The organism is Oleiphilus sp. HI0067 (assembly GCF_001635735.1).
Genome location: NZ_LWFI01001709.1, coordinates 1 through 22,947, shown reverse-complemented (window position 1 = coordinate 22,947; position 22,947 = coordinate 1). Strand labels below are relative to the sequence as shown.

Genomic DNA, 22,947 nt, shown 5'->3' with positions numbered 1-22,947 from the left:
GATCAAACAGGAGACATANTANATAAGCTGACAATAACGATACTAATAAATTCCGATATGTCGAACGTCTATACGATAATCAAGCTACTAGCGTTAACGCTAATCATTAGTGGCTGCGCAACAAGTTTTGATCGAACCAATATTCGCCCTGGTGAACGGGTATATGGCCCCGCGGTTTCAGTCGTTGTACCCACAGAAAAGTCTTGGTTTGCTGTCGATTACGGTACAGGAAACCGAATCAAATTAAGTCAACTCAACTATGACGACAGTTACTCGTTGAAGGTTGCGGTGAATAGAGGGCCAGCTTTCGGAATGTTTGAATCAGCGCAAGCGCATCTCTCAGCCTATCGTGAAAATGTGAATGACGACGCGGTTGAAGGGCTGATTGTTCACGGTCGAGATTCTTGGGCTGCTGAAGAATACGGTAATAAATGTATCACCTATGCAGAACAATTAGAAGATTGGCGTGGTCGCAATAATGCAGGCCCTGCTCTCGTTGATGTATATGGTTTGGTCTGCCCGCATCGTGGCTTGCCAAATATTTTGGTCAACGTTGAATTATCACGACGTTATGAAGTGAACGCCCCAAGGATTAACGTTCAAAACTATGCAGAACAAGTGTTTAAATCAATTGAGTACGCTGGGGTCGACTAAAGCATCTTAAGCCTTATAATGCTGCGGTTTATAGAAAAAACCGCTTAATATTAAAAGGGTGTATGCATGCTTCATACGATTAATGTTCTGAACTCCACATTTGCATCTATTGCTCGCTCTTGGCGAGGAACATCTAGTACGAAAGAGCATTATCAGCCCGAAAAACCGATTATCCTGTTTGATCGTGAAGGCGATCCGGAATGCCGTCTTGTTCGAGAAACGCTTACCGCGCTCAATCTTGATGTCACCATCATGCCCTGTCCAATCGGTGGAGAAAACATCAAACGGCTTCGTCGAGATTCAGGCACTGATCAAGTACCTGTTCTGTACGACACAAATGTCGAAGAAAGTAGAAAAGGTGCATCCGATATTATTCAGTACCTTTTTAAGCAATATAAAGGTGTAGACGCACCATCACGCACACAAATCACACCTCAACAAATGCGTCGATCAAAGCTTTCTTCTTTAATACGGCTAAATGCTGGAATTAAAGCTAAGCCCTCGAAGTCCACACAACAGCCGTTAACACTTTATAGTTTCGAATCGAGCCCATTTTCTCGCATAGTCAGAGAAAGACTGTGCGAACTAGAATTGCCTTATCAATTGATTAATCTTGGTAAGCAGCAAAAAGAGGATATGGGCCCTGCTAAATTTCGTTTTCATCGCGGTGAATACCGCCCTGTTCCAGAATCAAAACGTGAGGCATTTTTAGAAAAATGGGGCAACGTTCAGGTCCCATTTCTTGTCGACCCCAATACAGATACAAACCTTTTTGAATCTGCAAAGATTGTCGATTATTTAAATCAGCAATACGCGAAGTAACTCTATTTTTATTGCTCTAACTTTTTAATTGCTCCAAGGCATCAATGAAAAACATTCTGGTCAACTCAGATCTTTTTAGTGACTCAACGTCACAAGCTAATCGTATCGCTTGCTACCAAAACGCCAAGCCCTATCTGATTAGCGAAATCATTCAAAACAAGCAAAAAAGCCTGACCTTAGTCATTACCAATGATATGCAAGAAGCAAACGCCTTGGTGAAGGCCTTGGAATTTTTAGGCGACGAAAGTGAAAGCGGTAAGGCATTTATTCTTCCAGACTGGGAGACCTTACCCTATGACAATTTTTCTCCCCACGAAGACATTATTTCTCAGCGTCTATCGACCTTAGCGGCGTTGCGCAGTATGCAAAATGGCGTATTGGTAGTGCCTGTTCAGACCCTGCTTCAGCGCTTGCCGCCCGTTGACTTCATTGCCGCTAATTCGCTGTCTTTGCAAATAGATGGTCGGTTTAATCCCGATGATTACCGACGCTCGCTCGAGCAGGTTGGCTACCGCCATGTCGATACCGTCTATGAGCACGGTGAGTATGCAGTTCGTGGTTCAATATTTGATGTCTACCCAATGGGTAGCGAATTTCCAATTCGTATAGAGTTATTTGACGACGAAATTGAAAGCCTTCGAAGTTTCGATCCAGAAACGCAAAGATCCAAAGAAAAGCTAAAGAGTATCGAACTACTGCCTGCGCACGAATTTCCGTGGGACAGAGCTTCTAGGCTTGCATTTCGTAATCGTTGGCTAGACCAGTTCGATGAGAAAAGCTTCAGCGCGCCAATACTACGCGACATCAAAGAAGGCATTAAACCGCACGGCATTGAGTACTATGCACCTTTGTTTTTTGAATCGATGGCTTCGCTATTTGAGTATTTACCTTATAGCACACAGCTAATCTTTAACGCAGGCTTTGACGATACTTTAAAAGCTGTGTGGGCCGAGATTAACGAACGCTATGAAGATAGGCGCCACGATGTTCAGCAACCTATCCTAGCGCCTCATACGCTGTTTCTTGCTGCGGATGAATGTTTTAGTGAAATCAACAAGCTTCAACGTATTGAGCTCGATACAAACAACACCCGTTCAGATCATGGGTTTGTTGCTAACGCGAAAGATCTTCCTGATCTGACGATTGATGATCGTTTGGACATTCCTGCTTTTCGAATAAAAGAATTTCAGAAAGACTTTCCGGGGAAATTAATCGTTATTTCGGAAAGCGCCGGTCGCAGAGAGTCATTACAAGATTTGTTTAAAGATCATCAAATTGAATTTGATCATTCGCAAACATGGCAAGATACCTGTGATTCGGATTCTAGCGGCCTATCTCTCGTCGTAGGTCCAATTGAGTCAGGGTTTATTCTTGGTGACGATTCGATGGCAGTTGTAACGGAAACCGAGCTTTTCGGTCAACTCGTTCGCCAAACCTATAAGCGGCGCACCTCAGCAGAGTCCCAAGATAACTTTGTGAAAAGTCTTACAGAGCTACGCTTAGGTGCGCCAGTAGTTCATATTGATCACGGCGTTGGGCGTTACAAGGGCCTCGAAACAATCACTGTTGACGGAATGACAGATGAGTTTCTTACGCTCGAATACGATAGTGGCTCAAAGCTTTACGTACCAATTGCGTCATTAAATTTAATTTCTAGGTATAGTGGTACAGATGAGTCACTCGCACCATTACACAAACTTGGAACAGATCGCTGGAGCACGACTAAGCAAAAAGCTCTAGAGAAAATACGCGACACTGCAGCTGAGTTACTCGAAGTCTACGCAAAGCGCGCAGCAAAAAAAGGCTTCAAATACAGTCACCCGAAACAAGCCTATCGCGCCTTTTGCGCAGGCTTTCCTTTTGAAGAAACTCCGGACCAAGCAGTTGCAATCAACGCTGTAGTTCAGGATATGACTAAAGATCAGCCTATGGATCGATTGGTCTGTGGGGATGTCGGCTTTGGCAAAACCGAGGTCGCAATGCGTGCTGCATTCATCGCGAGTTACTCTAGCAAGCAGGTCGCTGTTTTAGTCCCTACTACTCTGCTCGCACAACAGCATTATCAAAGTTTTCTAGATCGGTTTGCAGATACGGCAGTAAATGTAGAGCTGATTTCTCGTTTTAAAACTGCAAAAGAACAAGGCAAAGTTTTGGAGCGTGTTGAATCTGGTGAAGTCGATATCCTCGTCGGCACGCATAAGCTGATTCAAGGAAACATTAAATTTAAGAACTTGGGCTTACTAATCATCGATGAAGAGCACAGGTTCGGGGTGCAACAAAAAGAGAAACTCAAAGCTCTACGTGCCGAAGTAGATATACTCACATTAACGGCAACCCCAATTCCGCGAACATTGAATATGGCGATGGGTGGTGTGCGTGATTTATCGATTATCGCAACACCACCAGCCAAACGTTTATCAGTTAAGACCTTCGTAAGGCAAAAGCAAGATGCTTTGATACGTGAATCTGTACTGCGTGAAATACTGCGCGGCGGCCAAGTCTATTACTTATTCAATGATGTCAAGAATATCGAAAAAGAAGTCGAGTTCTTGCAAAAACTCATACCTGAATCTCGTGTTGGTTTCGCACATGGGCAAATGCGTGAGCGCGAGCTTGAGCAAGCAATGTCAGACTTCTACCACCAACGCTTCAATGTTCTCGTTTCCTCAACAATCATTGAAACGGGCATCGATATTCCAAATGCAAACACCATAATCATCGACCGCTCAGATAAGTTTGGCCTAGCTCAACTTCATCAATTGCGCGGGCGCGTAGGTCGATCTCATCATCAGGCTTATGCATATTTATTGACGCCAGCAGAAAAACGACTGACTCGCGATGCTGAAAAACGTTTAGAAGCGATTACAGCAGCTCAAGAATTGGGCTCTGGCTTTATGCTAGCAACGCACGACTTAGAGATAAGAGGCGCAGGTGAATTGCTGGGCGAAGAGCAAAGCGGGCAAATTCAAAGTGTTGGCTTCTCTCTGTACATGGAGCTTCTAGAGCAGGCTGTTCAATCACTTCAAGATGGCAAAGAGCTTAATATAGAAGAAGCGATGCATGGTACAGAGGTAAATCTTCGAATACCTGCATTGATACCAGATGATTACTTGCCTGACGTGCATTCACGACTTGTGCTCTACAAACGCATCTCTAGCTGTAAAAACAATGACGAATTGAAAGACTTGCAAATCGAAATGATCGATCGCTTTGGTTTGTTACCCGAACCGAGCAAAAACTTATTACGTCAGACAGAATTGAAACTCCAAGCAGAGAAGCTTGGCATTGTGAAGGTCGATGCGGGTGCAACTAGTGGGTCGTTAGAGTTTGGCAAAACAACCGACATTGACCCATTAACATTGGTTCAGCTCGTTCAAAAATCTCCGCATATATATCGCCTCGAAGGCGCGAGTAAGTTACGATTTGAGCTTAAAGCAACTACAGCCGACCAGAAGATTGAAGAAATCAAATCGCTGCTTAAGACATTGGCGCAACCGGCGCATAATCGCTAAGGATATATTTTGAGTTTACGTATTGGGTTACCATTCAAAGCACTGTTATGCGCTACGACCTTTATCCTCAGCAGCCCCATGTTCGCTGAAGAAGCTCCCCTAGACCACGACGCTATCGAAAAACCTATCGATAGATATCAAATTGAGTTTGTATTATTCAAGCAACAAAACCCTGATCTTGAGGTTTTGGTTTTTGAGAAAGTGCGAACGCCAATTGAACCTAGCAGCTCTAATAATTTCTTGTACGAGTATCTTGATTCTTCGCTAACCGCAACTCAACTACTACAGCCTCAGAAAGAAGATCAACGCCTTATTGATATTCCACGCCAGTTTGATGAGAAAGGCATTGATATTTTAGCTAGAGGCGCATGGCAACAAGAGATCGATAACGACACTAGAACACTTCCTATTATTTTGACGGGCTCTAATATCGACTTGGAAGAAACAACAGATTCGTCTGGAAATAACGATGCAAAACAGATGTTCGGATTTGAAGAATTTTACGGCGAACTTACTATCCGTCGATCGCGATATATGCACGCCGAGATCGATCTAGATTACATGTTTAAGCGGCCAGTCTCTTACTACTCATTAATCGACTACCTTCAAGATCCTTTCCCGAAGGCTTCATTTTTTCAATTGCTATTCATCTCAGATGAAGATCTAGTTAGTGGCGGCGTGCAAGAAGATAACGGTGAAATTGTTATTAAGTCTTTTAACTTCAATCAAAGTAGGCGAATCAAAAACAATGAGATTCACTATTTAGATCACCCCTACTTAGGCCTGATCGTCACTATTTCAAAATTGAAGCTTCCGGAATATCCATAATGGCGATGATATGGGTTGATGCCGACGCCTGCCCAAAGGCAATAAAAGAAATTCTACTTCGTGCGTCGAAGCGAACCGGCATTGAGATTACATTCGTAGCAAATCATCATATCCCGATTCCCTCAGGTTATCCGCAGGTTAAAAGCGTCACAGTTTCGACTGGATTTGACGTGGCAGACGATCTGATTGAAGAACAATCTGAACCTAATGATTTGGTGATTACTCAAGATATTCCATTGGCTGACGCGGTGCTTACTAAGGGCGCAAAAGTCATTAATACTCGGGGACAAAGCCTGACCAAGGAAAATATTAAGCAGCGCTTAAATATGAGAGATTTTCTAGAGATGATGCGTTCAAGCGGAGTTCAAACGGGAGGTCCAAAAGCGCTATGTCCTCGAGAAATACAGGATTTCGCTAATGTCTTAGATAGATGGCTAGCGAAGATCCCAAAGTAAGGGAGCGGCCATCTACAGTCGATTAAACAGGCATTAGGTTGTAGATAGGTACTGACTTAAAATAGCCTCAACAGATTTTATACCTGACTCTAAAGCCTCCCTGATTTCTTCCATCGTTATGGCTTCTAAGCCATGTAACCCAGCAGCCCAATTTACACTCACAGCAAGGCAGGCGTAATTTAATTCAAGCTCAATCGCGAGCGACGCTTCAGGCATACCAGTCATGCCGATCATGTCACCACCATCTTGCTTGATTCGCATCACCTCTGCTGCACTTTCGAGACGAGGGCCGTTAGTAGCGGCATACACCCCGCAAGGTAAGATATCGATGTTCTGATCGCGAGCAGCGGTGATTAAACCCTTTCTGATCGACTGTGTGTAAGGTTCAGTAAAGTCGATATGACCAAGTTTACCGTCACTACCATCATATATCGTATGTTCCCTTCCCCATGTGTAATCAATAATTTGATCTGGCACTGCCAGCGCCTTGGGTGGCATATGACTATGTATCCCGCCAACCGCGTTGATGGCTATAACATCTTTAACGCCTAGCTGCATTAAAGCATGCATGTTTGCACGATAGTTAATCTTATGTGGAGGAATGTTATGTGGTTGCCCGTGACGAGCTAAAAAAACAATATCTTTTCCTGCGAGGGTTCCTTTTTGAAATATTCCACTCGGCGCACCGTATGGAGTATCAAGATTGCAGTCTTCTTTTAGCTCAAAGTTACCAAGTTGGTTTAAGCCGGTTCCACCAATAATTGCGTGCATATTAACCTTCGTTTGTACGCTGAGACGGCATCAACTGCAAACCGCTTGAAGTAAGTTCTGGAAGGTGGACTGTCGATGTAGGGAATGCGAACTCGGCGCCCTCACCTTCAATAATGTTTATAACTTGAACAAGAACATCTTGCTTCACTGAATGATACTCAATCCAGTCAGTCGTCTTCGTAAACGTATAGATAAAGAAGTCGAGAGATGACGCGCCAAACGAGTCAAAATTTACAATTAATGTTTGCTTAGTATCGATATCAGGATGCTTCTTAAGCATCGCCTTAACCTTAGCAACAATGTTCTCGAGCTGATCAGAGTCGTCATAACGGACGCCAATTTTTTCATAGATTCGACGGTGACTCATACGTGATGGGTTTTGTACTGAAATATTTGCGAATGCCTGGTTTGGTACGTATAGCGGTCGCTTATCAAAGGTTCGAATTGTCGTTAAACGCCAACCGATTTTCTCTACGGTACCTTCAATTTCTTGATCAGGAGAGCGAATCCATTCGCCAACTTTGAACGGTCTGTCCAAATAGATCATCAGCCCGCCGAAGAAGTTCGCTAGCAAGTCTTTCGCCGCAAAACCAACAGCAATGCCGCCAATACCACCAAAGGCTAATACACCACTAATACTGAAACCTAATGTCTGTAAAACAACGAGAACTGCAGTGATAATAATCGAAGCCCGAAGAAGTTTACCCAATGCGTGCACAGTAGTTTCATCGATAGGCTCCTCAACTCTATCTGGATCGATAAGCAAGGTTTCTGTTTGCGCAATAAACCCTACTACGAACCAAGTTAGACAGAAGATAACCCCGATACGCTGAATTGGCTCAACAAAATCGAAAACAACTACGTTTGAGTATTGATCGGCAGTATATGCCGCCATGGAAAGGCCGACGATCCAGATACCAAGGGACACAGGACGTCTTGCTGCGTGTAGTAATGCATCGTCCCATAAATTCTCCGTCTTGGTGAACTGGATTTCGACTCGTTTGAATATCCGTTTTGAAATATAACTTGCTAATGCTGTGAGTACGACAACAGCGAAAATTTCAATGACACTACGCACACCGGAATTCGTATATCCAAGGTCGGCTAGAAACTGATTACTAGACTCCAGAAAATCCATTTAGCTTACACCTTATTATTTATATTCTTGACGATTTCTTGAGCATTCTGCCAACGCACAGACCCTATTAGAGTGGATCGATTTTCAACAATACGCTTACGCATCTTATTAATACGCGTGCGTGAAACATCAGAGTAATCTGACAAATCAGCTTCTAACACAATCTGCTCAGCCGCTTCTGAGTTATTACACACTAAGATCATATCGCACCCTGCCTGAAGAGCTGCCTTAGCACGATCTAAAAATGAGCCTGCAACACTAGCGCCTTCCATCGTAAGATCATCGCTAAAGACAACACCATCAAAGTGTAGCTCCTGTCTCAAAATTTGCTGTATCCATGTTTTTGAGAAACCAGCTGGTTCGGGGGAGACTGACGGATAAATTACGTGCGCAGGCATAACTGCATCCATTCCGTCCTGCGCTAGATCAGCAAAGACTTTTAAGTCACGCGCAAAAACATCATCTTTCGAACGCTCATCGATTGGTATTGCAACATGGGAGTCAGCAGCGACCGCTCCATGCCCAGGAAAATGTTTACCCGTCGTAGCCATACCTGCATCGTGCATCCCCTCCATAAATGCTTTGGCAAGAACAGACAAAACATGAGGATCTGACGAAAAAGAACGATCACCTATGACTGCCGAGATGCCATCGTCGATATCTAGTACTGGCGCAAAACTTATATCAATATCTATGTCTATTAATTCGCTTGCCATTAACCAGCCAAGTTCACGAGCATATGAAAGTCCACGTTCTGGTTCAACAGAATAAAGTTCACCTAGTCTCGCCATTGGCGGTATATGCGTAAACCCATCACGAAATCGCTGTACTCGTCCACCTTCATGATCCACAGCAATTAAGATATTCGGGCGCGCGTCACGGATTTCGTTAACGAGCGTGACAAGCTGCGACTTAGAATCAAAGTTACGTGTAAATAGAATTAATCCGCCTACTTGCGTATTTTGTATCAACTGAGTTTCGCGATCGGAGAGTTGCAAGCCTTCGATGTCTAACATCACTGGGCCGAGTGGGGTCTGATTCATAGTCGTATTAATTCTGTATCTGTACTTGTGTATAAATTGGAGTCTGATCAAACAATGTAATTACATCATCACAACGCATCCGAATGCACCCATGTGACAACGGCTGATCAATTGGCTCTTGATCAGGAGTACCGTGGATATAAATATAACGATTCTTGCTATCAACCTCTCCTAGACGGTTGAAGCCTGGCTCGCAGCCGCTCAACCATAGTATGCGTGACAATATCCAGTCTTCATTAGGTTCAGCTAGATATCGAGCTTCAGTAAATGACTTTATTTGTGGGGTTCGCGCCTTAAACACCGTATCGCGGGAAAGCTGGTGACCGATTTTGTGCTTAACAATGTGATATCCGAGCGGGGTACAAAAAGAACCTTCAAGTTGACCGCTGCCATTCTTCGCAGTAGAGACTGGATAAACTGTGCGGTTTCCGTGTAAGTCAAAACTATGAAGTTCTTGCTTGGATAGAAATATGAGAATGCGTTGAATCATTTAGCTAACCTCTTAAAGCCGAAAAAAGATTAGCAATACAACAAGATCTAATCGAGTTAATTAACGTCCATTGCTGGAGCGGTTATCCCCGCCAACATATATGGAACAATTAGATCAACGATTTCCTCAGGATTAGCCTTCGCGTCTTTACTATTTTCTAGAATTTCAGTTAATGGCTGAATGCTCGACATCGTAAATGCGATCGAGCCCAAAGTGAATTGTGTACGCCAAAAACGCTCTTTAGTGCTTAGCTCTGGCGTACTCAAACGGACAAGTTCTAGAAAGAGTCTAAATGTCTTAGCGTACTCTTGCTCTAAGTAAAGACGCAGGTGCCCTTGCGATTGAGTATATGCCAAGCCCATTAAGCGCATAAATACCGCAACACCATTTTCGTGACTGCTAGGAATCTTTAGCAGGCTATGCATGTACAGTTTTAAGATATCCTCTAGGCTAGGAATATTATCCTTCCCCCAGCCATGTTCTTTTGAGGTATCTTCCATAATCTTACTGAGAGGACCAAGAAAGCGAGAAAAAACAGCCTGAATCAACGCGTTCTTTGAGCCAAAGTGATAGTTTACAGCCGCTAAGTTGACGTTAGCCTTGCTAGTAATCATTCTTAAGGACGTTTCAGAGAAACCTTTTTCGGCGAAAAGGAGTTCAGCAGCATCTAAGATTTTGTCAACGGTTTCTAATTGAGGCATTTAAGATAATCTATTCTAAACAACTGTTTCAAACATACGTTTGACCACGCAAGCTGTCAAGAATTGCCTTGTTAATTTGTCTAAGGTGACAAATTAATTTCCCCGCCCTCGCTCAAATAAATCGTTTGCAGTTTTTTATAAGCGCGCTGTGCTTCAACGACGAACTGCGCATAGAGGCGAAAATGGCGTGGGCTGCTCAACACACGATGAAGCTGATTAGCTTTTGAATATTGGATTAGAACGTTAAATTGATTGTTATATAGATGTTGATTGTAACGACCGAGTGCTGAGCAACGCCAGGCTAAGCCACCCACACCCTCAAGAAATTGAACATGTGATCTTGCCTGGGACACCAAGAGGTTTCGTTTCGCCGCCAGCTCATAAAGTGTCGCTCTGCCAGTCACAATGCTTTGAAGACTAGTGAATGCCAATACACAACACAGCACAAAAACGCCGAAAGAGATCCCAGCAATTACTGGGTGAACGATGCCTGTCAACGCGACGATAAAGGCACCGAGCGAAACGCTCCCACCCATCAAAAAAATATCACGCATTTTCTTAGCTTGATCAAACTCCCAATTGTTCGGGTAATCATCAAGCGTTAAGGAAGGTATGCTCAACAGATTTACTCTTTCGCAACTTGCCAATAGCCTTTGTTGCATCGCTATATCGTGTTGAGTTGCTTCGTCTACAGGAGAGCTTAGTAATGTTTTAGGTCTATTCGTATTCGGATCATGCGAACTATAACTTGCAGAAGCATCTCCACTGCGGCTCTTAGTTTCGCCTAGTGGTGGGTTTTGACCATGCGCTTTATCAGGAATATCTTTTTTTCTATCAGGGTTGCTAGCCAACGAAGAAACATCATCTCGAGTACTTGCACGACCCTCTCCATGATTAACTTTAGACAAGCGATAAATCCTTCTGTAAATTTGCCAATGTTATCGGCGTAACCGACAAAAACTTTAGCAAATTAACGCGATTTGAGAGGACTGATGTTTACAGGAATCGTACAAGGCAAAGCCAAGATTATAGATATAGAAAACTTTGAAGGTTTGAAACGCTTTAAGGTTGAGTTTCCCACTGACGCACTAAAAGGGCTTCAACAAGGAGCAAGTATTGCTCTTAACGGCGTATGCCTAACAGTAACCGAATACTCTATAACAAGCTCAATTGCAAAGTTTGATGTGATGATCGAAACATTGTCCGTTACAAATCTTAATATGCTTAACATATCAGATAGCGTTAACTATGAACGCGCTGCCACCTTTGGAAAGGAGATCGGCGGGCACGTGATGTCTGGCCACATCTCAGACACAGTCACTCTTGTTAAGCGCATAGAAACGGAAACCAATTGCGAGCTAGTATTTAGCATCTCAGATAAGCTACAAAAATACGTTTTGCCAAAAGGTTTCGTTGGCCTTAATGGATGTAGTTTAACTATTGGATCAGGAGTAACGGATCAGTTTAGCGTCTATTTGATACCTGAAACGCTTAATATGACGACCTTTGGAACGATGTCCGAAGGGGACATAGTAAACTTAGAGATCGACCCTCAAACTCAAGCAATAGTCGATACGGTAGAGAGATACTTGAAAAGGGGTCAATAATTGATCCCTTTTTCTAATGCGCAGAAATTGTAAGGTTTGTACCTTCGATTACAAAGTCAGTAAAGTACACTTCTCCAATACTTTGCTCAGTTCTCCCAAACTGTATGTGAGGAATATCCCAGTCCCAGCGAACGTTAATGTCGTAAATGGATACGCCGTCGACACCAATATCCTGAATATTCGTCAGACTTCCACTGCTAGCATACTGAGTCAATTTATCGTATTCAGGAATAATATCCATCACAGCGCCAATCTTTTTCTCAACACTTGCATAACCAAAGTAGCCTAACGTGTCGGCACCACGTTCGTTATGAATTCGCATATCGCGAATAGTTAAATAAGGATTTTTGGCTTGTTGAGGGACGGCAGGGTTTTGAACATTGTTGGTGCTATCTACGTCTAAATCTTCAACTCTAAATTTGGTATCGATGTAAATATGAGAATCACCTAATCTGACTCCGTCAGGTTCGCCTTCTTCGTCAGTTTGTGAAAAACCATTGCCGTTATTCGTGATCAAAATATCAACATACCCAAGATATGCTTCTATAGTGAGATTACGAGTCAATACAGTCTCAACGTCACCATCCGATGAACGAATACCAAATTCACCTTGAGTCACCTTAAGGTCAATGGCGTTCTTCATTTTGTCTAAATTGTCTGCATAGTCAGCAGGGGTATTCGCAAGTGTAGTGCTCGAAAAGTCAATCAAGCCATAGTCAGTCGCGCTCACATGGATTAATAGGTCGCCATCGTCTAGATTTTTACCTATTTCACCAGTCACCGAATCTTTATATTCATTGATAGCCCAAGCAACATCGTCTTCATTTGGGTCCAAAAAACCTAGCTCTGCCCACTGAGCATATTCCGAAAAGCCCATAGCTAGTCGTTCATTTGGCCCCGAGATATCAACTGTAGCCCTGATATTATCGACCAAGCCTCCGTCGATACCTTCAAAAGCTAAGTCCCTCATGAAGATGCTACCGGCGTCTACATATTCGAATTCCGCGATTGTGTACTTAGTTTCGATATCAATGGTCAAGCCCGCCTGACCACGAATATCTTGCATTTCCTCATTTTCAAGTGCTCTGAGTTCAGCGAAAGAAAATAGCGGAAGAGCACTCGTTAGCGCACAGGTAAAAGGAACTAGCAATTTTCGGAATGTCGTGCTGATCGACATGACGGACTACTCTGCTGTTAGGTTGTTTTTATTAGATAGCTCATATCGAGCAAGCGTGTTACAAACTTTAACATTAAAAAGTGTATTTTTTCTACGCTATAAAACGCAAACTGAGACCATGCGTGATGCAAGTCTCAGTTTGAAATGGGATAAATAGTTTCAAAATTGACCTATATCAATTTAGGCTGGACGCAGCATTCCTTTATCCTGAATAAAGCTGATGATTTCATCTAGCCCATGCTTGGCATTCATGTTTGTAAAAATAAAAGGTTTATCTCCGCGTTGAGCTTTGGCATCGCGGTCCATTACCTCTAGTGAAGCATTTACCTGCTCTGCGACATCGATTTTATTGATAATCAATAAATCAGATTTCGTAATGCCCGGACCACCTTTACGTGGAATTTTATCCCCAGCACAAACGTCGATTACATAAATAGTTAGATCGGATAACTCTGGACTGAATGTCGCACTCAGGTTATCGCCACCGCTTTCAACGAAAACAAGTTCCAAGCCTTCATGCTTATCTTGTAATTCATCGATCGCAGCAAGATTCATTGAAGCGTCTTCGCGGATTGCGGTATGCGGACAACCACCAGTCTCAACGCCCATAATCCTATCTTCGTCTAGCGCTTCATGACGTAATAAAAACTGAGCGTCTTCTTTCGTATAGATGTCGTTTGTTACGACTGCCATGTTGTAACGATGACGTAACTCTGAACAAAGGTTTTTTAATAAGGCCGTTTTGCCTGAGCCAACAGGCCCTCCGATTCCAACACGCAAACACTGTGTGGTCATGTTAACTCCTAAATAATCTTGAATATTGGGTTTCGTGCAGCGCACTAAAAATAACTTGCCCAGGCAAGGAGCCATATACTTCGCCCTCACCCGCAGAAATAGATCTTTCGATAAGCTCTCGAGACTCAAGTAATATAGACTGCGCGTCAGTCTGGCCAAGAGGGATAGCCTTACAAGCAACTGCGGCCTGGTTTTCTAACCAACTCCAGAGAAAGGCCACCTTAAGCTCATCAATGGACAAACCTAAACCTTTTGCAGCATACGCGTACGCAGCTAGGAAACTTGGTTTCGAAGGCATTGCTACAGGCAAACTCGTAATAGCGTCTTGAGTGCGGATCAAACGCCGAAGACTTTGCCCAAGATTAAGCTCCTCGCTATACAGTTCACTTGTTTCACGACTAGCGAAAACGAGCTCATTCAAATCTTCAAATTCGCTCTGATCTTCGTTTTCCAAAGCGTGATATAACTTACTTAGCAAAGGAATATCGAGCTGACAAAGACCGAGTCGAATATAATCAAAACACCAAGCGCGCAAGCTTTCACGATCACTCACTCGCTCCGTCTCAATGACTTTCTCAAGCCCCTGAGAATAGGCAAACGACCCTATGGGGAGAGTCGGGCTAGCCAAATACAGTAAGCCGATCATTTTAATATTACTCTCTTAATGATGGTGATGATGGCCACCGGCGTAGGCGCCTGACTCAGGGTCAAACCCAGCTTCTACAGTCTTCGTAGATAGCCCGAGCTGCTGCATCATTTCTTCTAATATGTAATCAGGCCGCATACGCAGGCTTAATTTATCGATTTGAATAGGCACATGTCGATTGCCCAAGTGATAACAGCATTTGCTGAAAACCAACCAATCGTCACATGATCCTTCGATCAAGTTCTCTTTGGCAGATTGAACAAGAACGAGTTCACCATCTTTCGTCTCGAGAATATCGCCATTTCTCAGGGCTTTGCCGCGCTCTAAAAATAGGCCGATATCCTGCCCAGCGGTTGTTACCGCTTTTAATCGTCCTTTAGATCTTTGATCGTAATCAAGTACGACTGTATGCGTGATCTCGCGAGTAAGTTCACCGTGATGATGGTGCTTTTTATCTACTTTTAACATTTGTAATTATTTAATACCTAAAATAAGAAAAAGCGCTGAGCCAAAGGTAATTCAGCTAAGGGCTCACAATGCAGCAAAACTCCATCCGCTCGCACTTCATAATTCTGTGGATCTACTTCTACGACTGGCATTTCAGCGTTATGAATCATATCTTGCTTTTTAACTGTACGAACCGATTTACATGGCTCTAGGCGACGCGCTAAACCGTACTTTTCTTTTATGTTCGCATCGTATGCGGCCTGAGATACAAAAGTTACGCTCGTTGCATTAACGGATCGCCCCATTGCGGCAAACATTGGGCGATAATGCACTGGCTGCGGCGTTGGAATCGAAGCGTTCGGGTCACCCATTGGTGCTGCGGCAATCGCTCCACCTTTCAGAATCAAGCTAGGCTTGGTCGCGAAAAACGCCGGCTTCCACAAGACCAAGTCAGCAAGCTTACCCACTTCAATGCTACCGACCTCATGCGCAATACCATGCGTAATTGCTGGATTAATCGTATATTTGGTGATGTATCGTTTCGCTCGAAAGTTATCGCAACCTAGGTCCTGATCTTCCTTAAGCAAACCTCTCTGAACTTTCATTTTATGTGCAGTTTGCCAAGTTCGACTAATCACTTCACCGACACGACCCATCGCTTGAGAGTCTGATGCGATCATAGAAAACGCACCTAGGTCATGCAAAATATCCTCAGCGGCAATGGTTTCTTTACGAATACGCGAATCAGCAAATGCAACGTCTTCTGGAATATTAGGATCTAAGTGATGACACACCATCAACATATCTAAGTGTTCATCGATAGTGTTGATCGTATAAGGTCTTGTTGGATTCGTAGACGAAGGCAAAACGTTTTCATAGCCACACGCCTTGATAATATCTGGAGCATGACCACCGCCCGCCCCCTCAGTGTGATACGTATGAATGCCACGCCCTTTGAATGCAGCGATGGTATCTTCGACAAATCCGGATTCGTTCAAAGTGTCCGTATGGATAGCAACCTGAACGTCATATTCTTCTGCAACAGACAAACAGTTATCGATAGACTGCGGCGTAGTACCCCAATCCTCGTGTAGTTTAAGCCCAAATGCCCCAGCCTTGATCTGTTCAGCAATAGGTTCTGGCTGACTGACATTTCCCTTACCTAAGAACCCAAAGTTCATTGGAAGGTCGTCAGTACCTTTCATCATGCTTTCAATATGCCACGGACCAGGTGTACAAGTAGTTGCATTAGTACCCGTAGCAGGCCCTGTTCCTCCGCCGAGCATGGTTGTCGTACCAGACATTAATGCTTCTTCGACTTGTTGAGGACAAATGAAGTGAATGTGTGCATCAACAGCGCCAGCAGTTAGAATCTGCCCTTCGCCAGCAATAACTTCTGTCCCTGGGCCGACATTAATTGTGATACCTTCTTGTGTATCAGGATTGCCAGCTTTACCAATTGCCCAAATACGACCATTTTTTATCGCCACATCAGCTTTAACTATACCCCAATGATCAAGAACGAGCGCGTTAGTAATAACGGTATTGGCGACTTCATCAGATATAGCCTGACTTTGCCCCATACCATCACGAATGACCTTGCCGCCGCCAAACTTAACTTCATCGCCATATACCGTGTAATCTTTCTCAACTTCAATAATAATTTCGGTATCGCCTAGGCGGACTCGGTCACCAGTCGTGGGGCCAAACATATTGGCATAGGCTTCTCTTGAAATTTTACTCATTATAAATCTCCCTATACCTTACCCATCACATCACCACGGAAGCCATATATCTCTTTTTTACCGGCAAATTCCACTAGGTTAACAGTACGCGACTGACCTGGTTCAAATCTAACTGCAGTACCAGCTGGTATATCTAAGCGCTTCCCTTTAGCTTCGTTACGATCGAATTCAAGCGCCAAATTTGTCTCTGCAAAATGATAGTGAGAGCCAACTTGAATAGGTCTATCACCCGTATTGGCCACCTTAATCGCAGTAACGGGTCGACCAGCATTAAGCTCGATCTCGCCTTCTTTAATAAAATACTCACCAAGCTTCATGTTCGCTCCTAAACAATCGGGTTATGGACAGTAACAAGTTTCGTTCCATCAGGAAAAGTCGCTTCAACCTGTACTTCATGTAGTAGGTCAGCAATGCCATCCATCACATCGTTACTAGAAAGAATCTGGCGCCCTTCGCTCATCAACTCCGCGACCGTTTTACCGTCTCTGGCACCTTCCATAATCGCAGCAGAAATAAGTGCGACCGCCTCAGGGTAATTTAGCTTTACGCCTCGTGCGAGCCTACGCTCGGCAACGAGTGCAGCGGTAAAAATCAACAATTTGTCTTTTTCTCTCGGACTGAGTTCCATAGTAATTCCTTGTTAAGTCAGGTAAGCCATATTCTCGGCATAACTGGTTCTTGTTCTAGTACTGCTAAACGCAACCCTTGCCATACTTTTATAAATGCGTTTCTAAGCATCTCAATATCATCGCTGAGCGCCCTAATCATCAGTACGCCGTTACGCTGCGTTGCGGCCATGCGGAGTGTTTCATCATTAACGAGTAGCTCTCTCGCCTGCTCCGTCCAAGCGACATAATGTTCTATTTTCTTCGGTACGACGATAAACAAACTGCCCATATGAAGGTGCCCCATCATGCCGACTGGGCTAGATAGTATTGTTAGATCGTCATCCGTCTTAAATCCCTCATGTAAAACTAATTTGCCATCAATCTTAATTTGGAGAAGCTGGTCTAAGCTGCCGCTCTTAAAATGGTACCCACCATGAGGACGCCCGAAACTTAACATATCCCACGCAATAAATTTGGAAGATTTACTAAGATTAATTGACGTCGAAAGCTTGCCGTTTGCGCGATCGAATAAAATATTTTCTTGAGGAAGAAACTCCAAGGTCGCGTTATCGGCAACATTGAGTTCTATATTTTGAGTTTGAACAACGTTTTCTGAGTCTGCGCCATAAAGTTTGCCGGCAGAAGGCGTTGTAATAAAACTTTCCGCACCTTCGTTGACATCAACAGAAATATCGATTTTATCGCCACTTACCATCCCACCCGGGGGGTGAAGCAAGTAGGTGTGACATCGTCCTTGCTCGGGATAAAAAGGTCTCTGCACGCGCAAAGGCCCTTTAAAACGCATATCACTGACGATCGTTCTGTTACTTTTTAACGCATAAGATAAGTGAAGATTAGCCTCCCAAGCACGGTCTGAACCATAGCTTGAAAGGCCATCTAAAGGATTGTGGACTGCTGCATTCATCTTTCTTTAATTTAAACCGAAGCGAGCAGGTAGTTTATACCGTTAAGTACTCCCTAACCAAGTCATCATTTAATTCTTCTAAACCACCCATAGCCACTTTTCGGCCGCGATCCATGATTATGAAGTTATCTGATGTACGACGAACAAAAGGAAGCTTTTGCTCCACTAGAAGTACAGTAAGCCCAATATCCTTATTTAGTTTGCGAATGATATCGCCGATTTCCTGAACAATATTCGGTTGAATCCCTTCAGTAGGCTCATCCAAAATCAGTAGCTTTGGGTCGAGCACTAGCGCACGTCCAATAGCAAGCTGTTGTTGCTGGCCGCCACTTAAATCTCCGCCTCGTCGATGCTTCATGTCGTGCAGTACAGGGAAGAGTTCATAAATAAAGTCAGGAATTTGCTTCTTTTTATCCTTGCGGATTGGCAATCCAATTTGAAGGTTCTCTTCGACTGTAAGCATAGGAAATATCTGACGCCCTTGAGGTACATATCCAATTCCACTTGGCGCACGCTGCTCCGCACTCAAACTAGTTAAATCTTTATCTCCTAGCTTTATGCTCCCAGATGCTGGCTGGATAAGCCCCATTACGCAGTTAAGCAAGGTGGTTTTCCCAACACCATTGCGCCCCATCAGACAGGTGCACTTACCCTCTTCTATTTCAATATCGAGATCCCAAAGAGTATGACTTTCACCATAAAATTGGTTCAAATTCGAAATACTAAGCATCATTACTCTCCGAGATACACTTCTTTAACTTTAGGATTATTTTGAACTTCATCCATGGTCCCTTCGGCCAACACAGAACCTTGATGCAATACGGTCACGGTTCTCGCGATTGAACGCACAAAATCCATATCGTGTTCTACTACAACCACGGAATGCTTTCCTTCTAATGAAATCAAAAGCTCTGCCGTTCTATCCATCTCTTGGTGAGTCATTCCAGCTACAGGTTCATCAACCAACAATAATCTCGGTTTTTGCATAATAAGCATCCCAATCTCAAGCCATTGCTTTTGGCCATGAGACAATGATCCTGCCCGTTTAATTGACTCGTCTTTCAAGCCAATCAAGGTTAAGGTCTCATCAATAAGATCTAGTTGCTCACCAGATAGCTTCGCTAGCAAAGTCCCTACAACTGACTTATTACCTGCCATCGCTAGCTCTAGATTTTCAAAAACACTCAGCTCTTCAAACACTGTAGGCTTTTGAAATTTCCTACCGATCCCAGATTCTGCAATCTCAGGCTCATCCATGTTGAGTAGATTAATATTCTGCCCGAAATAAACACTGCCAGTATCGGGGCGCGTCTTACCAGTAATAATATCCATCATGGTCGTTTTACCGGCACCATTTGGACCGATAATGCAGCGCAGCTCGCCCTCATTGATATATAGATTCAAGTCGTTAATAGCCTTAAACCCATCAAAGCTAACACTCACGTCCTCGAGATATAGAATGCAACCCTTATCCACATTTAATTTCGGGTTATCCATTGGTTGGATAAAATCGAATACACGATCCTTATGGCGGACGGCATCTATGTAGCCTGTAAACATATCGCTCATGCTGCAGCCTCCTTACGCGCCATTAGACCAGCCACACCTTTTGGTAAAAATATTGTGGTCACGACAAACAAGCCACCCAGGGCAAACAACCAAACTTCGGGAAGTACGCCGGTAAAGTATGTTTTGGCATAGTTAACAAATATCGCCCCTACAACAGCGCCGTAGAGTGTCGCTCGACCGCCTAATGCCACCCATACAACCAACTCGATTGAATTCAAAGGAGAGAATTCATTCGGATTGATAATGCCAACTTGTGGCACATACAACGCGCCTGCAATACCTGCTAATGCTGCTGAAAAAGTCCAAATCCATAGCTTAAAGTTTTCAACTTTGTACCCAATAAAGCGCGTTCTTGATTCCGCATCCCGAATCGCCATCGCCAGACGACCAAGCTTCGAGGTCACAATAAATCGACAAGCAATATAACCGCATGCAAGCGCGAGGGCAGACAAGCCAAACAAGGTCAGCCTTGTCACATCAGACTGAAGATCAAACCCTAAAATGTCTTTAAAGTCTGTCAATCCGTTATTGCCACCAAAGCCCATCTCGTTTCTGTAGAAAGCGAGCATCAAAGCAAAGGTTAAAGCTTGCGTGATGATTGAAAGGTATACACCAGTCACACGAGAACGAAACGCTAACCAACCAAATACGAACGCTAAGACACCAGGGGCAACAACCACCATAAGCGCGGCGAACCAAAATTGGTCAAAGCCGTGCCAGAACCAAGGCAGCTCACTCCAGTTTAGGAACACCATAAAATCAGGCAATACTGGATCTCCGTATACACCACGATCACCGATTTGACGCATTAGATACATGCCCATCGCATATCCGCCTAAAGCGAAGAATGCACCATGACCAAGGCTAAGAATACCCAAGTAACCCCAAATCAAATCGACCGCGACAGCCAAAAGAGCAAACGTTAAATACTTGCCCAACAAAGTAACGGTATACGTTGGAATATGCAGTGCGCTGCCTGCCTCAAACATGGTGTTACAGATAACAACCAAGAAGGTCAGCGCTGCAAGCACTCCAAGAAAGATTTTTGTCGCTTTATCAAAGACGACATTATTATCTGTTTGAATAGAACTGATCATGTTAAGCCTCCGCTGCTCGTCCTTTTTGCGGGAACAAACCGCGTGGTTTTTTCTGTATAAACAGGATGATAAATATCAACACGAGTATCTTCGCAAGTACCGCGCCAGACATCGGTTCAAGCAACTTGTTGGCAACGCCTAAGGACATTCCTGCGACGAGCGTTCCCCATAAATTACCAACCCCACCGAATACTACGACCATAAACGAGTCAATAATGTAAGACTGCCCGAGGTTGGGGCCAACATTAGTCAGCTGACTAAGTGCAACACCCGCGACTCCCGCAACACCAGAGCCTAATCCGAATGTAAGTGCATCCACCCACTCAGACCTAACACCCATAGCGCGCGCCATATCTCGGTTTTGCGATACCGCTCGTACCTGAAGGCCCAAAACGGTTTTCTTTAAAATAAAAAACAATAAGGCAAACACAGCCAAACAGAACAGAATGATATAAAGACGATTTAAAGTAATAGAAAAGATAGGATTGAATTCGATCGACCCAGACATCCACTCAGGAGTTTCAACACTACGATTCAGTGGAGAGAAAATAGTACGAACCGCTTGTTGAAGCAGCAAGCTTATACCGAACGTCGCCAAAAGCGTTTCCAATGGCCTTCCTTTCAAAAATTGGATAACTCCGCGCTCAATGGCAATACCAACAAGGCCTGAGACCACGAATGCAGCGGGGATTGCCATAATGATCGAAGCACCAATAGAGTTTGGCATCAATAACTGGATAACATACGTTGTATACGCACCAATCATGATCAACTCACCGTGCGCCATGTTGATACAGCCCATCACACCGAAGGTGATCGCTAATCCAATGGCCGCGAGAACTAATACAGAACCTAGACTTAACCCGAAGAAGATGGTCTCAAGAACTGAGTAGAAATCCGCTTTTTCGGCAATTTTGTCTAAGGCTTTAGATGCGGCCGCCGAAACTGGGTCTTCGTTTTTATCTGCATACACCTGCAAGGCGTTGCGCACATCTGGCTCTAAACTTTCTTCAAGAACTGTAATGGCTTGAAGTTTTTGTTCCGTGTTACCTTTTTCAAGCGTATCTAGAGCGATCGCCGTATCGAGTAAAAACAATACATCTTTGTCTTGTTCGACTTTTCGCTGCTCTTGCATTACGCGAAGTGAATTTTGATCAGCGCCTTTTAATAAAGACTGAATAGCAGCACTACGAACACTAGAATCTTCATTTTGAATATTTTGTGCGGCTAAAAAACCTCTAATATCGCGTCGAAGATTATTGTTAAGAGGTACACGTTTAATCGCTCTTTTTTTCGTTATTAACTCAGTACGACTCGGATCAGACAAAAAGACAACCGTTCTACCTTCGTCGGTTTCATCGATTACTTGAACTAAGGTTTTTTCTTTCTTATGTCGAAATATCTTGCCGTCCAATAAGGCTGACAAAATAGATTGAGAGTCGGCGTGTTTTGAATCGATTAATAGCTGGACGCCAACAGCCACTTTTTTAAGTTTTGCACTCGTTAATGCTTCAACACCATCATCATAAGACTGTTGACTCGCACTCAATGCGTGGGACATGAATAGTAATATTAAGGCGACAAAAGACCGCCCTAAGCAATTTCTCAGGCTCGCCATGGTAATTCCTTGGAGATGAAATTGTATTGTTATAGTTTTTATATGGTTGGAAAGAGAGGGCTATGATTAGCCCTCTCAATTACTGCTTTACAGAAACTTCTATCTTAGAAGTTTTGACCAGAACACTTACCAGTCTTAACGTTGTAGTTACCACATGCTAGTGGAGCTCTCCAGTCAGAGATAACGTCTTTAGAACCAGGCAGGTAGTCAGACCAAGCATCACCTTGAACAAGACCGTTAGTTGAAGAAACAATCTCAAACTGACCGTCGTCTTGGATCTCACCAATTAGAACAGGCTT

Annotated in this window: 24 protein-coding genes; 5 read left to right on the top strand and 19 right to left on the bottom strand. The window is 43.7% G+C overall.

From position 1 onward, the window contains the following. Positions 1–720: 720 nt before the first annotated feature. The 4 genes from A3739_RS27220 to A3739_RS27205 are packed head-to-tail and all read left to right on the top strand — an operon-like array spanning position 721 to position 6,271. A complete protein-coding gene (locus tag A3739_RS27220; RefSeq protein WP_068503489.1) occupies positions 721–1,476 on the top strand; it encodes a glutathione S-transferase N-terminal domain-containing protein in 756 nt (251 codons plus the stop codon). A 44-nt stretch (positions 1,477–1,520) separates the two neighbouring features. Then, positions 1,521–4,988 carry a transcription-repair coupling factor gene (gene mfd / locus A3739_RS27215; RefSeq protein WP_082878643.1) on the top strand — a complete coding sequence of 1,156 codons (3,468 nt, stop codon included), beginning with the start codon at positions 1,521–1,523 and terminating at the stop codon, positions 4,986–4,988. A 9-nt stretch (positions 4,989–4,997) separates the two neighbouring features. Further along, a complete protein-coding gene (locus tag A3739_RS27210) occupies positions 4,998–5,816 on the top strand; it encodes a CsiV family protein (protein ID WP_156502894.1) in 819 nt (272 codons plus the stop codon). Further along, positions 5,816–6,271, top strand: coding sequence for a YaiI/YqxD family protein (locus tag A3739_RS27205; RefSeq protein WP_068503483.1), 456 nt, complete (start codon positions 5,816–5,818; stop codon positions 6,269–6,271). The genes A3739_RS27210 and A3739_RS27205 overlap by 1 nt, the downstream gene beginning before the upstream one ends. 33 nt (positions 6,272–6,304) lie before the next feature. On the opposite strand, the gene A3739_RS27200 is transcribed toward A3739_RS27205, so the two are convergent. From A3739_RS27200 to A3739_RS27175, 6 genes are all read right to left on the bottom strand, one after another. Then, positions 6,305–7,042 carry an S-methyl-5'-thioinosine phosphorylase gene (locus tag A3739_RS27200; RefSeq protein ID WP_068481836.1) on the bottom strand — a complete coding sequence of 246 codons (738 nt, stop codon included), beginning with the start codon at positions 7,040–7,042 and terminating at the stop codon, positions 6,305–6,307. A gap of 1 nt (position 7,043) precedes the next feature. After that, complete coding sequence (locus A3739_RS27195) at positions 7,044–8,180, bottom strand: mechanosensitive ion channel family protein (RefSeq protein ID WP_068481833.1); 1,137 nt, start codon at positions 8,178–8,180, stop codon at positions 7,044–7,046. 5 nt (positions 8,181–8,185) lie between these two features. Continuing rightward, on the bottom strand, positions 8,186–9,223 hold the full coding sequence (nagZ, locus tag A3739_RS27190) for a beta-N-acetylhexosaminidase (RefSeq protein WP_068481829.1): 1,038 nt from the start codon (positions 9,221–9,223) through the stop codon (positions 8,186–8,188). Positions 9,224–9,230: 7 nt separating this feature from the next. Continuing rightward, on the bottom strand, positions 9,231–9,713 hold the full coding sequence (locus A3739_RS27185; RefSeq protein ID WP_068481826.1) for a L,D-transpeptidase: 483 nt from the start codon (positions 9,711–9,713) through the stop codon (positions 9,231–9,233). 56 nt (positions 9,714–9,769) lie between these two features. Then, on the bottom strand, positions 9,770–10,414 hold the full coding sequence (locus A3739_RS27180; protein ID WP_068473877.1) for a TetR/AcrR family transcriptional regulator: 645 nt from the start codon (positions 10,412–10,414) through the stop codon (positions 9,770–9,772). Between the two features lie 80 nt (positions 10,415–10,494). After that, entirely contained in the window at positions 10,495–11,322 is an 828-nt protein-coding gene (locus tag A3739_RS27175) for a hypothetical protein (RefSeq protein WP_068503480.1), read from the bottom strand. An 84-nt stretch (positions 11,323–11,406) separates the two neighbouring features. Here A3739_RS27175 and A3739_RS27170 point away from each other — a divergent pair, with 84 nt between their 5' ends. Continuing rightward, positions 11,407–12,021 carry a riboflavin synthase gene (locus tag A3739_RS27170; RefSeq protein WP_068481822.1) on the top strand — a complete coding sequence of 205 codons (615 nt, stop codon included), beginning with the start codon at positions 11,407–11,409 and terminating at the stop codon, positions 12,019–12,021. A 13-nt stretch (positions 12,022–12,034) separates the two neighbouring features. On the opposite strand, the gene A3739_RS27165 is transcribed toward A3739_RS27170, so the two are convergent. The 13 genes from A3739_RS27165 to A3739_RS27105 all read right to left on the bottom strand — a co-directional run. After that, the gene (locus A3739_RS27165) at positions 12,035–13,198 is read right to left on the bottom strand and encodes a DUF6160 family protein (RefSeq protein ID WP_068481819.1); all 1,164 of its coding nucleotides are present in this window, start codon (positions 13,196–13,198) and stop codon (positions 12,035–12,037) included. A gap of 180 nt (positions 13,199–13,378) precedes the next feature. Beyond that, entirely contained in the window at positions 13,379–13,993 is a 615-nt protein-coding gene (gene ureG, locus A3739_RS27160) for an urease accessory protein UreG (RefSeq protein WP_068481442.1), read from the bottom strand. 1 nt (position 13,994) lies between these two features. Beyond that, the gene (locus tag A3739_RS27155; RefSeq protein WP_068481816.1) at positions 13,995–14,639 is read right to left on the bottom strand and encodes an urease accessory protein UreF; all 645 of its coding nucleotides are present in this window, start codon (positions 14,637–14,639) and stop codon (positions 13,995–13,997) included. Positions 14,640–14,654: 15 nt separating this feature from the next. Continuing rightward, positions 14,655–15,107 (bottom strand): urease accessory protein UreE, encoded by a 453-nt coding sequence (gene ureE, locus A3739_RS27150; protein ID WP_068481813.1) that lies wholly within the window; start codon positions 15,105–15,107, stop codon positions 14,655–14,657. Positions 15,108–15,124: 17 nt separating this feature from the next. After that, entirely contained in the window at positions 15,125–16,831 is a 1,707-nt protein-coding gene (gene ureC, locus A3739_RS27145; RefSeq protein ID WP_068503477.1) for an urease subunit alpha, read from the bottom strand. 11 nt (positions 16,832–16,842) lie between these two features. Next, a complete protein-coding gene (locus A3739_RS27140) occupies positions 16,843–17,148 on the bottom strand; it encodes an urease subunit beta (protein WP_068479121.1) in 306 nt (101 codons plus the stop codon). 8 nt (positions 17,149–17,156) lie between these two features. Then, the gene (gene ureA, locus A3739_RS27135; RefSeq protein ID WP_068479118.1) at positions 17,157–17,459 is read right to left on the bottom strand and encodes an urease subunit gamma; all 303 of its coding nucleotides are present in this window, start codon (positions 17,457–17,459) and stop codon (positions 17,157–17,159) included. A gap of 17 nt (positions 17,460–17,476) precedes the next feature. Further along, the gene (locus A3739_RS27130) at positions 17,477–18,364 is read right to left on the bottom strand and encodes an urease accessory protein UreD (RefSeq protein WP_068503474.1); all 888 of its coding nucleotides are present in this window, start codon (positions 18,362–18,364) and stop codon (positions 17,477–17,479) included. Positions 18,365–18,398: 34 nt separating this feature from the next. Next, on the bottom strand, positions 18,399–19,094 hold the full coding sequence (gene urtE / locus A3739_RS27125; RefSeq protein ID WP_068479113.1) for an urea ABC transporter ATP-binding subunit UrtE: 696 nt from the start codon (positions 19,092–19,094) through the stop codon (positions 18,399–18,401). Positions 19,095–19,096: 2 nt separating this feature from the next. Further along, positions 19,097–19,933, bottom strand: coding sequence for an urea ABC transporter ATP-binding protein UrtD (gene urtD / locus A3739_RS27120; RefSeq protein ID WP_068479109.1), 837 nt, complete (start codon positions 19,931–19,933; stop codon positions 19,097–19,099). Continuing rightward, positions 19,930–21,030 (bottom strand): urea ABC transporter permease subunit UrtC, encoded by a 1,101-nt coding sequence (gene urtC / locus A3739_RS27115; RefSeq protein ID WP_068479106.1) that lies wholly within the window; start codon positions 21,028–21,030, stop codon positions 19,930–19,932. The genes urtD and urtC overlap by 4 nt, the downstream gene beginning before the upstream one ends. Before the next feature lies 1 nt (position 21,031). Further along, entirely contained in the window at positions 21,032–22,648 is a 1,617-nt protein-coding gene (gene urtB / locus A3739_RS27110) for an urea ABC transporter permease subunit UrtB (protein ID WP_068503471.1), read from the bottom strand. 104 nt (positions 22,649–22,752) lie between these two features. After that, the coding region (locus tag A3739_RS27105) for a transporter substrate-binding protein (protein ID WP_156502893.1) at positions 22,753–22,947 on the bottom strand (195 nt) is incomplete at its 5' end.

Coding starts and splice junctions, on each gene's coding strand:
- A3739_RS27220 (WP_068503489.1), top strand. CDS start 721: ATGCTTCATACGATTAATGTTCTGAACTCCACATTTGCATCTATTGCT.
- mfd (WP_082878643.1), top strand. CDS start 1,521: ATGAAAAACATTCTGGTCAACTCAGATCTTTTTAGTGACTCAACGTCA.
- A3739_RS27205 (WP_068503483.1), top strand. CDS start 5,816: ATGGCGATGATATGGGTTGATGCCGACGCCTGCCCAAAGGCAATAAAA.
- A3739_RS27200 (WP_068481836.1), bottom strand. CDS start 7,042: ATGCACGCAATTATTGGTGGAACCGGCTTAAACCAACTTGGTAACTTT.
- A3739_RS27195 (WP_068481833.1), bottom strand. CDS start 8,180: ATGGATTTTCTGGAGTCTAGTAATCAGTTTCTAGCCGACCTTGGATAT.
- nagZ (WP_068481829.1), bottom strand. CDS start 9,223: ATGAATCAGACCCCACTCGGCCCAGTGATGTTAGACATCGAAGGCTTG.
- A3739_RS27185 (WP_068481826.1), bottom strand. CDS start 9,713: ATGATTCAACGCATTCTCATATTTCTATCCAAGCAAGAACTTCATAGT.
- A3739_RS27180 (WP_068473877.1), bottom strand. CDS start 10,414: ATGCCTCAATTAGAAACCGTTGACAAAATCTTAGATGCTGCTGAACTC.
- A3739_RS27170 (WP_068481822.1), top strand. CDS start 11,407: ATGTTTACAGGAATCGTACAAGGCAAAGCCAAGATTATAGATATAGAA.
- A3739_RS27165 (WP_068481819.1), bottom strand. CDS start 13,198: ATGTCGATCAGCACGACATTCCGAAAATTGCTAGTTCCTTTTACCTGT.
- ureG (WP_068481442.1), bottom strand. CDS start 13,993: ATGACCACACAGTGTTTGCGTGTTGGAATCGGAGGGCCTGTTGGCTCA.
- A3739_RS27155 (WP_068481816.1), bottom strand. CDS start 14,639: ATGATCGGCTTACTGTATTTGGCTAGCCCGACTCTCCCCATAGGGTCG.
- ureE (WP_068481813.1), bottom strand. CDS start 15,107: ATGTTAAAAGTAGATAAAAAGCACCATCATCACGGTGAACTTACTCGC.
- ureC (WP_068503477.1), bottom strand. CDS start 16,831: ATGAGTAAAATTTCAAGAGAAGCCTATGCCAATATGTTTGGCCCCACG.
- A3739_RS27140 (WP_068479121.1), bottom strand. CDS start 17,148: ATGAAGCTTGGTGAGTATTTTATTAAAGAAGGCGAGATCGAGCTTAAT.
- ureA (WP_068479118.1), bottom strand. CDS start 17,459: ATGGAACTCAGTCCGAGAGAAAAAGACAAATTGTTGATTTTTACCGCT.
- A3739_RS27130 (WP_068503474.1), bottom strand. CDS start 18,364: ATGAATGCAGCAGTCCACAATCCTTTAGATGGCCTTTCAAGCTATGGT.
- urtE (WP_068479113.1), bottom strand. CDS start 19,094: ATGCTTAGTATTTCGAATTTGAACCAATTTTATGGTGAAAGTCATACT.
- urtD (WP_068479109.1), bottom strand. CDS start 19,933: ATGAGCGATATGTTTACAGGCTACATAGATGCCGTCCGCCATAAGGAT.
- urtC (WP_068479106.1), bottom strand. CDS start 21,030: ATGATCAGTTCTATTCAAACAGATAATAATGTCGTCTTTGATAAAGCG.
- urtB (WP_068503471.1), bottom strand. CDS start 22,648: ATGGCGAGCCTGAGAAATTGCTTAGGGCGGTCTTTTGTCGCCTTAATA.